Source organism: Nocardiopsis aegyptia (genome assembly GCF_013410755.1).
GTDB lineage: Bacteria > Actinomycetota > Actinomycetes > Streptosporangiales > Streptosporangiaceae > Nocardiopsis > Nocardiopsis aegyptia.
Genome location: NZ_JACCFS010000001.1, coordinates 4,145,647 through 4,160,692 on the forward strand (window position 1 = coordinate 4,145,647; position 15,046 = coordinate 4,160,692).

Consider the following 15,046-nt stretch of genomic DNA (forward strand, 5'->3'; position numbering starts at 1 on the left):
CAACTCGTCACAGAGTTTTTCCGGGGTGGCGTGCCTGTCGCGGCCGGGGGCGCCGGCCAGGGCCTTCGGCAGGGTCCACCGGGAAGCGCGCGCTCAGCCGCACTCCTCCCTCGGGCCCCCTCCCCTCCACGAGCAGGTCGCCGCCGGCGGCGCTGATGCGCTCCCTGAGGCCCTGGAGTCCGCTGCCCCTGGCGAGCCGGTCGGCGGGGGATCCGCTCCCGTTGTCGCTCACGTCCACCTCGATTCCGTCGGAGCAGCGGAGCCGGACCAGGACCCGGTCGGCGCCGGAGTGGCGCAGGGCGTTGGTCAGGGCTTCCTGCAGCGTCCGGTAGCACGCGAGTTCGGTCTCGTCCGAGACCGAGGGCCACTCCCCCTCCTGGGTGAGGGAGATGTCGATGTCGGGGCCCGAGAGCGAGTCGGTGAGGGAACGCATCGCCTCCGCGCCCGCGCGGCCGTCCAGTTTCAGCGGGCGCAGGGCGCGCACCCAGCGCCTGGTGTCCTGGAGCGCCTCCCGGGCCAGCCGCTGTGCGTCGTCCACCTCCGTCCACGCGTCCTCCGGGCGCAGTGTGCGGAAGCGCTTGGCGTTGGACAGGGCCAGGTTGATCACCGTGAGGTAGTGGCCGACGGAGTCGTGCATCTCACGGGCCATGCGCGTGCGCTCGGCGGTGACGGTCAGATCGCGTACGCGGTCGGCGTACCTGCGCAGCTCACCGTGGGCGAGTTCGAGCTCCGACATCAGCCTCTCCCTCTCCTGGGCGCCCCGGCGGGCCTGCATGAGCGCACCGAAGACGATGAGCACCGCCAGAGCTTGGAAGGCGACGAGCGCCGTACTCAGCAGGGCCGCGGCGGGCGTCTGCCCCGGACTGAAGATGACCGCGACGAACATGGTGAGGGCCACGGTGGCGATGTAGGCGACGGCCGTCGGGGTTCCGAAGACCAGGACGGCGTTGCAGATGGCGAGCATCATCAGCACGAACGAGGGGAAGCCGCCCCACAACAGGAAGTACAGGGTTCCCACGTAGAAGCACAGGGCGGCGGCCCTGCGCCGTCCCCCGGCGGCGGCCGACCAGGGGACGGCGAGCCAGAGCGCCGAGAGCACCGCCACCGCGGCGAGGCTGGAGATCCTCAGGGGGTCCCATGCCTCCTCCGGCAGGCGAATGGCCTGCGCGCCGTCCGACCTGAGCACGGGAGAGACGGCGTTGATGAGGGTGAACAGCGCCATCGCTCCCCAGAAGAACAGCGAGAGGACGCGCGGTGCGCGCTCGCCGTCGAAACCGAGCCAGTCCGACGCAATGCCTTTTCCTCTTTCGCTCATGGTCGACAACATATCCGACTCGCGCGCGGACCCATTTCACGGCCGGTACACATGACACCAGGCACACGAGGGGCCCTGGCCAGGTGTGCGTGTTCATGCCAGCAGGTCGATGCGCGCGGGGCGGGAACGTTCCTAGAGTGGGTCGAAAGAGTTCCCAGGAGGTGGACACATGGCAGAAGAATCCTTCTACCTCGCAGTTTCTCACCCTTCTCGACGTAAACTCCTGAGATTGCTCCAGGAGGAGCCCAACATGACCGCCAGCATCATTTCCGAGCGCCTCGGGATCAGCAAACCGACGCTTTCCTCCCACCTGCGCACCCTTCGGGAGGCCGGCCTGGTCGTGCCGAAGCGGGCGGGGGTGCGCATCCACTACCGGGTCGACAAGCGTGCCCTCCTGGAGGGCGTGAGCGGTGTGCTGCTGCTGGCGGGACTGGACGCCGCCATCCCCGCGGTCGGGCGCTACGACATGGAGAAGGGGGAAGGTCCTCGTGGAGCACGGCTCTGAGTCCCGGGCGCGCCGAGTGCCCGTCACCGGGATCGTCTGCACCGCGGTCTGTCTGCTGGCGATGGCGGGGATCACCTGGGCGGTCTGGGACATGCTGCCCGCGGTGGTGACCACGCGCGAGGCGAAGGGAGGGCGCGATGCCGTCGAGGTGCCCCGCCTGCTGTTCGTCTCTCTGGGTCCCGCGGCCACCGTGCTGGTCGCCGCCCTGATCGTGGCGGCGTCCCCGCTGGACCGCGCCATCGAGCGGCGACTGGGTCTGACCGTGGGCGGGGACGCCCGGGCCCGTGCCCGCAACCTCAATGCCGTGCTGGTCGTCATGGGACTGCTCTTCCTCGCCGTGCACTGCCTGGTGATCGCGGTGGGCACTGACGCCGCCGTCCCTGTCGCGCCTGTGGCCGCCGCACTCGGCGGGGTGGTGCTCGCGACGACAGGCGTCCTGGTGTCCGTGTCCTCGCGCTCGTGGGCGATGCCCGAGAACCGCTCCTACCGGGAGTGGGCCGAGGCCTGGCGGAGGGCGCAGCCCCTGGCCGGCAGGACGATGGTCGTGACGGGTGGCCTGCTCACCGTCGTGGGGCCCGCCGCGTTCGTCCTCCTCCCCGGGCCGCTCCTCGGAGCGCTCGTCATGGCCGCCGCGGTGGTGGCGGCCACCCTGGTGCCCTTCGGCCTGGCGCTGGCGCGTGCCGTGGGCGAGGTGCGTCGGGGCGGACCGCGAGGAGGCGGGGCGTCCACGCGGGCACAGTGACGACGGGTGGACACCGCGATGCTCGGCGCGCGGTCCGGCATCGAGTCGGGTCGGCTGTGCGCGGCGTCGCGGTGGCACGGGTCGTTCCCCGTGTGAGCGGCCCCCCCGGGGGGATCCCGTCTCCGAGGACTGTTCCGCTTCGCGTAGAGTGGGAGCGGTATAGTTATTGGTTTTGGTGAGTGAGGTGCCGCATGGTCGAGATCCTGAGCCCTACCGGGGTGTCGCGAGCGAGGGAGTCGGGTGCCCTGGTCGCCGAGATCCTGCGAACGGTCAGGAGCCGTAGCACGGTTGGCACGAACCTGTTGGACATCGATCGCTGGGCCCGGGACATGATCGTCGAGGCCGGCGCGCAGTCCTGCTACGTCGACTACGCGCCCTCCTTCGGGCGCGGGCCGTTCGGCCACTACATCTGCACGGCCGTCAACGACGCCGTCCTCCATGGACTGCCGCACGACTACGCGCTCGCCGACGGCGACCTGCTGACGCTGGATCTGGCCGTCTCCTTGGACGGCGTCGCCGCGGACTCCGCCATCAGCTTCGTCGTGGGGGAGTCCCGGCCCGCGGAGAGCGTCGCGATGATCGACGTGACCGAGCGCGCGTTGAACGCGGGGATCGCCGCGGCCGGCCCCGGGGCTCGCACCGGCGACATCTCCCATGCCATCGGCTCGGTCCTCGGCGCGGCCGGGTATCCGATCAACACCGAGTTCGGCGGCCACGGCATCGGGTCGACGATGCACCAGGACCCGCACATCGCCAACACCGGGCGGCGCGGCCGGGGGTACAAGCTGCGCCCCGGCCTGCTGCTCGCCCTGGAGCCGTGGGTGATGGCGGACACCGCCGAACTCGTCACCGACGCCGACGGGTGGACGCTCCGGAGCGCGACGGGGTGCCGCACCGCGCACAGCGAGCACACCATCGCCATCACCGACGACGGGGCCGAGATCCTCACGCTGCCGACGTAGGCCGGCCGCGGGACTCACCCGCCGCTCCGCCTCCTCACACCCGTTCCGAGTGCGTGGACCCGGCTCTCCCCCCGCGGCGGCGGGTGCGCAGCTCGTGGACCGTCACCGACAACAGCCACACCACGGTGAGCGGGATGACGAACCACAGCATCGCGGCGCTGAAGGGCCCCAGAGCCGCGTGCTCGGTCGCCTCCACGACCAGGTAGGCGAGGTAGGCGGCGTAGAAGCCGACGAGCAGGGCGCCCTCCCAGCGGGCCACGTCCAGCCGGGTGAGGGCGATCGGCAGCAGGACCAGGGAGACCGCGACCATGATCGGCAGATCGAAGCGCAGGGCCGCGGGCGCGACGGCGATCCCCTCGGGGGAGATGATGGCGGTCAGGCCGAGCACCGCGCCGATGTTGAACACGTTGCTGCCCACGATGTTGCCCACCGCCATGTCGCGCTCGCCCCGCATCACCGCGACGACGCTGGTCACGAGCTCGGGCAGCGACGTGCCGACCGCGACCACGGTCAGTCCGACGAGCAGGTCGCTCACCCCGAGCGCCGACGCGATCGCACTGGCCCCGTACACCAGCAGGCGTGCCCCCACCACGAGCAGGGCCGCGCCCAGGACCACGAGCGCCACGTCCATCAGGAGCGGCCGCGGCCGTGCGGCGGCGCGGCCCGGGCCGTCCGTGCCGGAGTCCGCGTCCGCGTCCGGACCGGTGCCGTCGGCGTCGGTCTGTGAGGCCGGGCCGCCCGCGGCCCGCCGCCGGGAGACGAGCACCGTGACGGTGACGTAGGCCACCAGGGCGGCCAGCAGGACGGCGCCCTCGAAGCGGCCCAGGCTCCCGTCCAGGGCCATCAGGAGAACGAGCACCGACAGTCCGGCCATCACGGGGATGTCGGCCCGCACGACCTGCGAGTTCACGGCGAGGGGAACAAAGAGCGCCGACGCGCCCAACACCAGCAGGATGTTGGCGATGTTGCTGCCCACGACGTTGCCCACGGCCAGGCCCGGATACCCCGAGAGCGCGGCGTCGGTGCTGACCGCCAGCTCAGGCGCCGACGTCGTGAACGACACCACGGTCAGGCCCACGACCAGCGAGGACATCCCCAGTTTCCGAGCCAGTGAGCCGGCGCCGCGTACGAGCGACTCCCCTCCGACCACCAGCAGAGCCAATCCCGCCAACAGAGCGAGAACCACCAATGCGCCCACGTGAACCCCTCGATCGCCTCACCCCGCCGCGTCTGGCATCACCATTCACCGCAGGCTCTTCTCATGCAGGCCACAACGTATCGCTCGGCCGGACCGCGGAGCGCGCCCGGCCTGCTCGGCGCTCGCCGTCCCGGGTCTGTGCCGCATCCGCCGGCCGGCGTTCACGGCGCGTCGCCGTGCGCGGGCGGCTCCCGCGGCCACGCGCACCCTAGGAGCCCCCGTCCGCGGGGAGTTCCACCGACTGGCGGTGGTGGAACACGTTGAGCGGGTCCCAGCGCCGCTTGACCCGCTGGAGGCGGGGATAGGCGTCCTTGTAGTAGAGCTTCGACCACCGGTCGCCGGAGCCGTTCCAGGACGAGTCGCTCAGGTCGGCGTCCGGGTAGTTGATGTAGCAGCCGTCCGTGGCCTCGCCGATCGCCGGGACGCCCCCGGTGGAGGCGAAGGTCTTGCGGTAGATGTCGCGGATCCACGCGATGTGCCGGTTCACGTCGGCCTCCTCCTCGACGCGCTTCCAGTACACCTGGAACTGGAGCTTGAGGATGGAGTCGCGCTGGGGGACGGCGGTCGGCCGGGGCGGCCGGTTGATGGCGCTCCCGTAGGAGTCGACCTGGATCAGCGCCTCCTTGTTGACGTAGTCGGTGTAGTGCTCCTTGCCCAGGTAGGCCCACATGGCCTCGATCTGTGCCGGGCTGAAGGGGCGGCGCAGGTAGGCGGACTTGTACTTGCCGCACCGGTTCTCGCCGGAGGAGTTGATCGCCTGGGTGGCGGTCAGCCAGGGCAGCCTCCGGGGCACGCGCATGCCCTGGACCGGCGGGTGCTCGCCCATGGGCGCGGCCATCTGGGCGGACTTCGGCCGGATACGGCCGTCGACGGAGTCGAGGAAGTGCTCCAGGGCCTTCGCGCCCCGGGGATCGTCGTCGTCGACCTGCGCGAGGAGTCCGATCTCCCCGTTGCTCATGTGGTTGAGCTTGAGCATCGCGAACAGCTTCCCGGACGCCTCCTCCGGATCCTGGTGGTCGCGGAAGTACTCGCCGTAGGCCGTGACCAGCTTCGCGAACTCCTCCTTGGTGAAGTCCGACCAGTTCCAGGAACGGGCGGTCAGAAGGACCTTCGACGGCGGTTCGGGCAGGTCGCGGAACCAGAACCGGGTCACCACCCCGAAGTTCCCGCCGCCGCCTCCGGTGTGCGCCCACAGCAGGTCGCGGCGGTCGGGGTCGGGGTCGTCGCGGGTGGCCAGGACGAGTTCGACCGAGCGGTCGGGACGCACGACCGCGACCTCCACCGCGTACAGGTAGTCCACGGTGAGCCCCTGCTGGCGGGAGAGCAGGCCGAAGCCACCGCCGGTGATGTGGCCGCCGGTGCCCACGGAGTAGCAGGAGCCGCCGGGCAGGGCCCGCCCGCTGAGCGGGTACAGGTGGCTGTACGTGTGCCAGTTGGTCGCCCCGGACTCGACGCAGTACGCCTCCAGCGCCGGGTCGAAGTAGATCCCGCACATCGGTCCGACGTCCAGGATCACGCGGACGTCGTCGCCGCAGACGAAGTCCTCGTAGCAGTGGCCCCCCGACCGCACGGTGATCCGGGTGCGGTCGGGGTGCCCGCCCTCCTGGTTGACGGCCTCGGACAGGGCCCGGGCGACGCCGTCGGGCGAACCCACGAGCCGGACGTAGTCGGGCCGGGCGATCCAGCGCTGGTTGAACCCGCGGCTGAGCGCGGCGTAGCGCTTGTCGGCGGGCGCGATGGTGGTGGTGGGAGGGATGCCGTGGCCATGGGTCATGTGGGCCGCCTGTCCTGGGAGGGAACGGGACGCAGGCTGGATACCCGGAGTGACCGAACGCGAAAAGTGATCATGCCACTTCTGTCGGTTATGGATGCTGGTCGCGGCTTTGGTGCCGAACCGAAACCGGCTCCCCCGGGCGAGCGGCACGTCCCGGAGCGTGCCCAGGGTGCGCATCAGACGCACACCGGGCGCCCCCTGGGACGCCGGGCCCGGGGCCGTGCCGGTGCCGCCGCCCGAACCCGGGCGACCCGTCGGGCATCGGACTGTGCGGTCGACGAAGGATCCGTGCCGGCACAGGCGGATCGCCCACCTCCACGAAAGCCGAGGCCACACGTGCGAACACCCGGAGCAGGGACTCCGCCCCACGCGGGCCGACGGCCCAGGCGCGCGCTGGTGGCAGGGCTGGTGATCGCGGCCGTCTGCTCGGTCGGCGTGCTCCTGCTGCTCGTGACACCGCCGAGCCACCACCTGGGCTCGCACGAACCCAGCCCCTGCCACCCCGTCGTCCCGTTGGTGTTCCACCCGGGCGACCCGCTCTTCCACAACGAACGGCTCGACTCCTGGACGAGGGACCAGTGTGCGCTCGCCCGGCAGGAACGGGCCGTCACGGCGCTCCTCGTGTCCGTGCCGGCCGTCGTCCCCGTGGCCTTCGGCGTGTGCGGGGCGCTGCTCAGGCGCCCACGTACTCCGCGAGGTGCTCCCCGGTGAGGGTCGTGCGGTCGGCGACGAGGTCGGCCGGCGTGCCCTCGAACACGACCCGGCCGCCGTCGTGGCCCGCGCCCGGACCGAGGTCGATGATCCAGTCGGCGTGCGCCATGACCGCCTGGTGGTGCTCGATGACGATCACCGACTTGCCGGAGTCGACGAGCCGGTCGAGCAGGGCGAGCAGGTGCTCGACGTCGGCCAGGTGCAGGCCGGTGGTCGGCTCGTCCAGGACGTAGACCCCGCCCTTCTCCACCATGTGGGTGGCGAGCTTGAGCCGCTGCCGCTCGCCGCCGGAGAGCGTCGTGAGCGGCTGGCCCAGGCGCAGGTAGCCCAGCCCGACGTCGTCGAGGCGCCGGAGGATGGTGTGCGCGGCCGGTGTGCGCGCCTCGCCCGCACCGAAGAACTCCTCGGCCTCGGCCACCGACATCGCCAGCACCTCGCTGATGTCACGCCCGCCGAGGCGGTGCTCCAGCACCGAGGCCTGGAACCGCTTGCCCTCGCACTCCTCGCAGGTGGTGGCGGTTCCGGCCATGATGCCCAGGTCGGTGTAGATCACCCCGGCGCCGTTGCAGTTCGGGCAGGCGCCCTCGGAGTTGGCGCTGAACAGCGCCGGCTTCACACCGTTGGCCTTGGCGAACGCCTTGCGGATCGGGTCGAGCAGCTTGGTGTAGGTCGCCGGGTTGCTGCGCCGCGAGCCGCGGATCGCGGTCTGGTCGATCGCCACGACGTCCTCGCCGGCGGGGATCGACCCGTGGACGAGCGAGCTCTTGCCGGAGCCGGCGACGCCGGTGATGACGGTCAGCACGCCCAGCGGGATGTCCACGTCGACGTCGCGCAGGTTGTGCGCCGTCGCACCGCGGATCTCCAGGGCGCCGGTCCGCGTGCGGACCTTCTCCTTGAGCTCGGCGCGGTCGTCCAGGTGGTGTCCGGTGAGGGTGCCGCTGGTCCGCAGCCCCTCGACGCCGCCCTCGAAGCACACGGTTCCGCCCTCGGTCCCGGCGCGCGGGCCGAGGTCGACGACGTGGTCGGCGATCGCGATCGTCTCCGGCTTGTGCTCCACGACGAGCACCGTGTTGCCCTTGTCCCGGAGCCGCAGCAGCAGGTTGTTCATCCGCTGGATGTCGTGGGGGTGCAGGCCGATGGTGGGCTCGTCGAAGACGTAGGTGACGTCGGTCAGGGACGACCCGAGGTGCCGGATCATCTTCACGCGCTGGGCCTCACCACCGGACAGCGTGCCCGCCGGCCGGTCGAGCGAGAGGTAGCCCAGCCCGATCTCCACGAACGAGTCGAGCGTGTGGCCGAGCTTGGCGAGCAGCGGTGCCACGCCGGGCACATCGAGGTCGCGGACCCACGCGGCCAGGTCGCTGATCTGCATGGCGCAGGCGTCGGCGATGCTGACGCCCTCGATCTTGGACGAGCGCGCGGACTCGCTGAGCCGGGTGCCGTCGCAGTCGGGGCAGGTCGTGAAGGTGACCGCCCGGTCCACGAACGCCCGGATGTGCGGCTGCATCCCCTCGCGGTCCTTAGACAGGAAGGACTTGCGGATCTTGGGGATCAGACCCTCGTAGGTGAGGTTGACGCCCTCGACCTTGACCTTGACCGGGTCGTGGTAAAGGAAGTCCTGCATCTCCTTCTTCGTGTACTCGCGGATCGGCTTGTCCGGGTCGACGAAGCCCGACTGGGCGTAGACCTTCACCGTCCACAGGCTGTCCGACTTCCAGCCGGGGATGGTGAACGCGCCCTCGGACAGCGACTTGGAGTCGTCGTAGAGCTGGCTGAGGTCGATGTCGTTGACCGTGCCCCGGCCCTCGCAGCGCGGGCACATGCCGCCGGTGACGCTGAAGCTGCGCCGCTCCTTGGTCGTCTTGCCGCCGCGCTCCAGGGTCACCGCGCCCGCGCCGCTGATGGAGGCGACGTTGAAGGAGAACGCCTGCGGCGAGCCGATGTGCGGTTGCCCGGCCCGGCTGAAGAGGATGCGCAGCATCGCGTTGGCGTCGGTGGCGGTGCCGACCGTGGAACGGGGGTCGGCCCCCATCCGCTCCTGGTCGACGAGGATCGCCGTCGTCAGACCGTCGAGGACGTCCACCTCGGGGCGCGCCATCGTCGGCATGAAGCCCTGCACGAAGGTGCTGTAGGTCTCGTTGATCAGCCGCTGCGACTCGGCGGCGATGGTACCGAACACCAGCGAGCTCTTGCCCGAGCCGGAGACGCCGGTGAAGACCGTCAGCCGCCGCTTCGGGATCTCGACACTGATGTCCTTGAGGTTGTTCACCCGCGCTCCGTACACGCGGATGAGGTCGTGGCTGTCGGCCTCGTGCTGTGCGGGCGCCGGTGCGCCGGTCCCCGTGGGCGTGCTCATCGTGTCTCCGTCTGTGGGGGCGGGAAGGGGCTGTGGTCTGGAAGGGCGTCCCCGCCGAAGGGCGGGGTCCGAGCGCGTGTGCCGCCGTACGGCGGCGCCGGCGCGCCCGGGGGTGTTCCGGTTCGGCGCACCGGGTGCGGGCGGCGCGCGGCGGCGGGGCTCAGCGCAGTTCCTGGATCCGGATCATGTTGCCCGCGGGGTCGCGGAAGGCGCAGTCGCGGATGCCGTAGGGCTGGTCGACCGGCTCCTGGACGATCTCGGCGCCGCTCTCCCGCAGCTTCGCGAAGGTGGCGTCGAGGTCGGGCGTCCCCAGGTTGACGCCGGCGTAGGTGCCCTTGGCCATCATCTCGGCGATGGTGCGGCGCTCGTCGTCGGTGACGCCGGGGTCGGCGGCGGGCGGCTCCAGGACGATGGACGTGCTGGGCTGGTCGGTCGGGCCGACCGTGATCCAGCGCATGTCGCCGTAGCCGACGTCGGCCCTGACCTCGAAGCCGAGCGAGTCGCGGTAGAAGGCCAGCGAGGCGTCGGGGTCCGTGTGCGGAAGAAAGCTCTGGTGAATCGTGATGTCCATGGGAGTCAATCTAGGCCGGGGCCCTGGGCCGACGCTTCTCGATTCCTGACCGGTCTGGTGACCTGTTTGGCCACGCAGGAGGGCATGCCCTCGGTGGCGCGCTCGGCCTGGCGGCGGTAGACGCTGGGCGGCACGCCCACGAGCTCGGTGAAGCGGGTGCTGAACGTGCCCAGCGACGAGCAGCCGACCTCGAAGCAGACCTCGGTGACGCTCAGGCCGCCCCGGCGCAGCAGGGCCATCGCCCGCTCGATCCGCCGCGTCATCAGGTAGGAGTACGGCGACTCCCCGTAGGCCTGCCGGAACCGGCGGCTCAGGTGTCCCGCCGACATGTTCACGCCCCGGGCGAGCGCCTCCACGTCCAGGGGAAGCGCGTACTCCCGGTCGATCCGGTCACGCACACGACGCAGCCGGGCGAGATCGCTCAGGTGCTGTGTCGCGGAGGCTCGGGTGGTCACGTGCGTGATCGTGCCACGTCCCCGCGGCGTTGGCCAGGGTGACATGTTCCAGGGCCGGTCAAGGAACGACAGCCGGGGAGCGGGACCGGGCGCGGCCGTGTGCCGTCAGGGGAGGGCGCGCTCCACGAGGTCGGTCACGAGGTCGTGGACCTGCTCCTCGGGGAAGACGTCCGGGAGGGTGAGCCGCTCCAGGATCAGCCAGTTGAGCGACAGGACGAGCTGGACGACGGTCGTCCGGTCCCCGGGCAGCCCGGACGCCAGGTGGAAGTCGATGTTGGCGTCGACGTCGGCGCGGATCCGCTCGGTGAGCAGACGGCGCAGTTCGGGGCGGCGGGTCGCCTCCAGGCGCAGCTCGATGAGGGCCAGGTAGCCGGAGCGGAAGGAGCTGACCCGCTCGACCAGCTCGTGCATGAGCGCGACGACCTTGGCGCGGTCGCGCGGCCCCTCCTGCGCCTGGGCGATGAGCGCGGCGTTGGGCTCCAGGCGCTCGTAGAAGCGGTGGCCGATCTGGGTGAGCAGGGCGTCGCGGTTGGCGAAGTAGTTGGACGCCGTCCCGCCCGGGACACCGGCCTCGGTGTCGACGGCTCTGAAGGTCAGGCCGCGCATGCCCTCACGGGCGAGGACTTCGATGGCGGCGTCCAGCAGGGACGCGCGGCGCTCGGGGTTCTTCCGCATTCAGGGGCTCCTCGGGATTGACACCACTATGAGTGTAGTACTACATGGCCCGGCGGAGTCCGCTGACCACGCGCCTCCCGCTCCACCGCCCTCCACGCCCGGAGAGCGCCGCCGCGGACCGGGGACCGCCCCCGCGGCTCGCCGCGAGCCCGGCGGTCCCGCCTGTGCCGAGGACGTGACGGTCCGTCGTGTCGCCCGCTCGCGGGGCCGCCCCACGGGTGATACTCGGCCCATGCGAAGCGGAATCCTCGGACACGTCCTCCCCGTCAACCAGCGCCGATCGCTGGACGAACTGGCGGACAGCGTGGACCTGTCGGCCGGGGACAGCCGGTCCAAACGGTCCGCCTTCTGGACGATGCTGACGCTGTCGGCGGTCATCGCCGCCGGCGGAGTGCTCACGGACTCCACGGCCACCGTCATCGGCGCCATGATCATCGCCCCGCTGTCCACGCCGATCATGGGCATCGCCCTGGGCGTGGTCCAGAAACGGCGGACCCGATCGGCCCGCGTGGTCGTCTTCGGCTGTCTGCTCGTGATCACCGTGGGGCTGTTGTTCTCATGGGTGATGCCCGGAGGCGCCGATCTGCTCGGCAACAGCCAGATCTCCGGTCGCACCTCGCCCGGCCTGCTCGACCTGGTCTCCGCGATGGCCACCGGACTGGCCGGCGCGGTGGCCCTGTCGCGCAAGGACGTCGCGGCCGTGCTCCCCGGCGTGGCGATCGCGATCTCCCTCGTCCCGCCCCTCGTCGTCGTGGGGGTGTGCCTGGGGCACGGCGCGTTCTGGCTGGCCCTGGGCGCCCTGGTGCTGTTCCTGTCCAACCTCCTCGCCCTGGTCTTCGCGGGCATGGTCGTCTTCGCGGCCTCCGGCTACAGCACACCGGAGAGCAGCGACACCGGGCACTCCTCGCGCAGGGCGTACACGGCCCTGGGCCTGCTGTTCGCGGCCGTGCTGCTGCTCCTGGTGGCCAACACCACGCTCAACGTGCTCATCCACGTCTGGACCGGGCGGGGGGAGTCCGCCGCCCGGGAGTGGCTGGCCGACGAGCCGTCCGCCACCGTGACCGGCGTGACCATGCACTCGCGGTCGCTGCACGTCGACGTGCGCACACGGGAGGACCTCCCGCCGACCGACGACCTGGTCGATCGGCTCGACGGGCAGATCCCCCCGGGTATCCCCGTCATCGTCGAGACGACCCGCGGACAGCGTGTCGAAGCGGGGCAGACCGGGAGCTGAGGAGGGCGGACATGAGGTGGAACGTCGAACGGGCCCGGGAGAGGTTCGCGGCGAGCAGCGTCGCCAGACTCGCCACGGTCGACGCGATCGGGCGCCCGCACCTGGTGCCGGTGACCTTCGCCGCCCACGCGGACACGGTCGCCATCGCCGTGGACGACAAGCCGAAGCGCTCCCGTGCCCTGCGCCGGCTCCGCAACATCGCGGAGAACCCGCGCGTGTCCCTGCTCACCGACGAGTACAGCGACGACTGGGAGCGCCTGTGGTGGGCGCGGGCGGACGGGTTCGCGCGCGTCGAGCACGAGGGAGCGGCCTGGTCCGACGCGCGTGCGCGCCTCGTCGCCCGCTACGCCCAGTACGCGGAGGCGCCGCCGGACGGGGCCATCATCCTGGTGACCGTCGTGCACTGGTCGGGATGGTCGTTCCGGTAGTCCGCCGGGGGCGCGGTGGTCGCGCGGTGGTCGTTCCCATGAGCGGGCGGCGGGCTCGCCGGGCGGACCCGACCTGGGGCAGGCACCACCCCCGAGGCGGGTGGCGGCCGCACCCGGGTCGACGGTCGGCCTCATGGTGCGCGGAGGTACCCGGTTCCTAGGGTCGGACACGTTGACGAACCGACCGACGGGAACGGGCCATGATCACCCTGCGGGGACTGACCAAGCGCTACGGCGACACACTCGCCGTCGACTCACTGGACCTGGAGGTACGGCCGGGCCTGGTCACCGGTTTCCTCGGGCCGAACGGCGCGGGCAAGACCACGACGATGCGGATGGTGCTCGGGCTCGACCGCCCCACCGCGGGCACGGCCCTGATCGGCGGGCGGCCCTACCGCGAGCTGGACCGGCCGCTGCACCACGTCGGCGCCGTGCTCGACGCCAAGGCCGTCCACCCCGGGCGCAGCGCCCGGTCCCACCTGCTCGCCCTGGCGCGTACGCACCGCATCCCCGGCCGCCGGGTGGACGAGGTCCTGGAGACCGTGGGACTGGAGTCCGTGGCCCGTCGGCGCGCGGGCACCTTCTCCCTGGGGATGAGCCAGCGGCTGGGGATCGCCGCCGCCCTGCTGGGCGACCCGGAACTGCTCGTCCTGGACGAGCCGGTCAACGGACTCGACCCGGACGGGGTGCTGTGGGTCCGCGAGCTCATGCGGTCCCTGGCGGCGGAGGGGCGCACGGTCTTCGTCTCCAGCCACCTGATGAGCGAGATGCAGCAGACCGCCGACCGCCTCGTGGCGATCGGCCGCGGCAGCCTGCTGGCCGACGCGCCGCTGGCGGAGGTGATCGCGAACAGCGCCTGGACGGCGGTGCGGGTGCGCGCACCGCACCCGGAGGACCTGGTGTCCGCGCTGGAGTCCGAGGGCGCCGGGGTGGAGCGGGTCGGGGTCGGAGAACTCGTGGTCACCGGGGCGGAGATGGAGCGGGTGGGGGAGCTGGCCCACCGGGCCGGGGTCGCCCTGCACGAGCTGAGCCCGCGTGCCGCCTCCCTGGAGCAGGCCTACCGCGAACTCACGAGGGACAGCGTGCAGTACGCGTCGCCGAACCCGTGCCCGGACCCCTCCGCCACCCCCGCCGCGTCCTCGAACAGGAGCCGAGCATGACCGCGTCCACGACTTCCCCCTCGTCCACCGCACCTGCCACGTCCAGCGCGGCCTCCCGTGGCTCCCGGCCGCCCGGACCCGCCCGTGCCGCGTCCGACCTGGCCGCGGCCCTGTCCTCGGAGTGGGTCAAGCTCCGCTCGGTCCGCTCCACGTGGTGGGCACTGGCCGCCGCCCTGGTCCTGATGGGTACGGTCGCGCCCTTCGCCGCGCTGTCGCTCGCGAGCAACATGGCCAACGGCGACCTGCCGTCGGCCGACATCCCCGCCTCGGAGATGGCCCTCTACGCGACGGTGTGGGCCGTGCAGTTCGCGATCATCGCCGTCGCCCTGCCCTCGGTCACGGCCGAGTACTCGTCCGGTTCGATCCGGCCCAGCCTGCAGGCGGTGCCCGCGCGGTCGCGGCTCCTCGTGGCCAAGGCCGTGGCGCTGGCCGCGACGGTGTTCGTGGCCGGGCTGCTCCTGGCCGGGGTGGGCACCCTGGCGACCGTCCTGGTGGCCGGGCACCCCTACTTCGGCGGGCACGTGGTGTTCGACGCCGGCGCGGCCGCCGCGGACGCGCTCAGGGCGGCGGCCTACCTGGCGGCGGTGTCCGTGCTGACGCTGGGCGTCGGAGCCGCGCTGCGCTCGGCCGCGGCAGCGCTGACCTGTGTGTTCATGCTGCTCATGGGTCTGCCGGTGATGTTGATGCTGCTGGGCAGCGAACTCGGCCTCTACCTCGCGTGCCGCATGCCGTTCTTCGCCGGCATCTCCTTCGCCGACAGCCCGTTCGTGCTCGGCGAGCTCGACCAGGCGCTCTCGCCCGCCGCGGGCGGTGCCGTCCTCGCGTGCTGGGCGGTCGCGGCCTTCGCGGCCGGCGCGACCGTCCTGGTCCGCCGCGACGCCTGAGCCCGCCTCCGGAGCGAAGCGTGCGAGCCGCGGACGCACGGGTGCCGCCTCCGGAACGCGGCCGGGCGGGCGGCGC

The 15,046-nt window shown here is 71.8% G+C and carries 15 protein-coding genes; 8 read left to right on the forward strand and 7 right to left on the reverse strand.

Features of this window, described 5'->3' with window-relative positions:
• Positions 1–7: 7 nt before the first annotated feature.
• Positions 8–1,315, reverse strand: coding sequence for a sensor histidine kinase (locus HNR10_RS18605; protein WP_179825299.1), 1,308 nt, complete (start codon positions 1,313–1,315; stop codon positions 8–10).
• A gap of 169 nt (positions 1,316–1,484) precedes the next feature.
• Between HNR10_RS18605 and HNR10_RS18610 the strand changes: the two genes are divergently transcribed.
• The 3 genes from HNR10_RS18610 to map all read left to right on the forward strand — a co-directional run bounded on the left by HNR10_RS18610 (position 1,485) and on the right by map (position 3,524).
• Positions 1,485–1,820, forward strand: a complete 336-nt coding sequence (locus HNR10_RS18610; protein WP_281390146.1) for an ArsR/SmtB family transcription factor — start codon at positions 1,485–1,487, stop codon at positions 1,818–1,820.
• Positions 1,804–2,562: a hypothetical protein gene (locus tag HNR10_RS18615; RefSeq protein WP_179825302.1), complete on the forward strand. Its 759-nt coding sequence runs from the start codon at positions 1,804–1,806 to the stop codon at positions 2,560–2,562. The genes HNR10_RS18610 and HNR10_RS18615 overlap by 17 nt, the downstream gene beginning before the upstream one ends.
• 191 nt (positions 2,563–2,753) lie before the next feature.
• The gene (gene map / locus HNR10_RS18620) at positions 2,754–3,524 is read left to right on the forward strand and encodes a type I methionyl aminopeptidase (protein WP_179825304.1); all 771 of its coding nucleotides are present in this window, start codon (positions 2,754–2,756) and stop codon (positions 3,522–3,524) included.
• Positions 3,525–3,558: 34 nt separating this feature from the next.
• Here the strand turns inward: map and HNR10_RS18625 are convergent, their stop codons facing one another.
• Both HNR10_RS18625 and HNR10_RS18630 read right to left on the reverse strand, forming a co-directional pair.
• On the reverse strand, positions 3,559–4,710 hold the full coding sequence (locus HNR10_RS18625; protein WP_312889503.1) for a calcium/sodium antiporter: 1,152 nt from the start codon (positions 4,708–4,710) through the stop codon (positions 3,559–3,561).
• 220 nt (positions 4,711–4,930) lie between these two features.
• The gene (locus HNR10_RS18630; protein WP_179825315.1) at positions 4,931–6,496 is read right to left on the reverse strand and encodes an FAD-dependent oxidoreductase; all 1,566 of its coding nucleotides are present in this window, start codon (positions 6,494–6,496) and stop codon (positions 4,931–4,933) included.
• Between the two features lie 396 nt (positions 6,497–6,892).
• Between HNR10_RS18630 and HNR10_RS18635 the strand changes: the two genes are divergently transcribed.
• Positions 6,893–7,207, forward strand: coding sequence for a hypothetical protein (locus HNR10_RS18635; RefSeq protein ID WP_179825317.1), 315 nt, complete (start codon positions 6,893–6,895; stop codon positions 7,205–7,207).
• On the opposite strand, the gene HNR10_RS18640 is transcribed toward HNR10_RS18635, so the two are convergent.
• The 4 genes from HNR10_RS18640 to HNR10_RS18655 form a co-directional block, all read right to left on the reverse strand.
• Positions 7,170–9,563 carry an ATP-binding cassette domain-containing protein gene (locus HNR10_RS18640; protein ID WP_179825319.1) on the reverse strand — a complete coding sequence of 798 codons (2,394 nt, stop codon included), beginning with the start codon at positions 9,561–9,563 and terminating at the stop codon, positions 7,170–7,172. The genes HNR10_RS18635 and HNR10_RS18640 overlap by 38 nt on opposite strands.
• 160 nt (positions 9,564–9,723) lie before the next feature.
• On the reverse strand, positions 9,724–10,134 hold the full coding sequence (locus HNR10_RS18645) for a VOC family protein (RefSeq protein ID WP_179825321.1): 411 nt from the start codon (positions 10,132–10,134) through the stop codon (positions 9,724–9,726).
• 5 nt (positions 10,135–10,139) lie between these two features.
• Positions 10,140–10,598: a helix-turn-helix transcriptional regulator gene (locus tag HNR10_RS18650; protein WP_376769797.1), complete on the reverse strand. Its 459-nt coding sequence runs from the start codon at positions 10,596–10,598 to the stop codon at positions 10,140–10,142.
• A 96-nt stretch (positions 10,599–10,694) separates the two neighbouring features.
• On the reverse strand, positions 10,695–11,264 hold the full coding sequence (locus HNR10_RS18655; RefSeq protein WP_179825325.1) for a TetR/AcrR family transcriptional regulator: 570 nt from the start codon (positions 11,262–11,264) through the stop codon (positions 10,695–10,697).
• A gap of 232 nt (positions 11,265–11,496) precedes the next feature.
• On the opposite strand from HNR10_RS18655, the gene HNR10_RS18660 reads away from it, so the two are divergent.
• From HNR10_RS18660 to HNR10_RS18675, 4 genes are all read left to right on the forward strand, one after another.
• Positions 11,497–12,498: a TIGR00341 family protein gene (locus HNR10_RS18660; protein WP_179825327.1), complete on the forward strand. Its 1,002-nt coding sequence runs from the start codon at positions 11,497–11,499 to the stop codon at positions 12,496–12,498.
• An 11-nt stretch (positions 12,499–12,509) separates the two neighbouring features.
• Entirely contained in the window at positions 12,510–12,926 is a 417-nt protein-coding gene (locus HNR10_RS18665; RefSeq protein ID WP_179825329.1) for a TIGR03668 family PPOX class F420-dependent oxidoreductase, read from the forward strand.
• 200 nt (positions 12,927–13,126) lie between these two features.
• Positions 13,127–14,086, forward strand: coding sequence for an ABC transporter ATP-binding protein (locus HNR10_RS18670; protein WP_179825332.1), 960 nt, complete (start codon positions 13,127–13,129; stop codon positions 14,084–14,086).
• Positions 14,083–14,970, forward strand: coding sequence for an ABC transporter permease (locus HNR10_RS18675; RefSeq protein WP_179825334.1), 888 nt, complete (start codon positions 14,083–14,085; stop codon positions 14,968–14,970). The genes HNR10_RS18670 and HNR10_RS18675 overlap by 4 nt, the downstream gene beginning before the upstream one ends.
• The last annotated feature ends 76 nt before the right edge of the window (positions 14,971–15,046 follow it).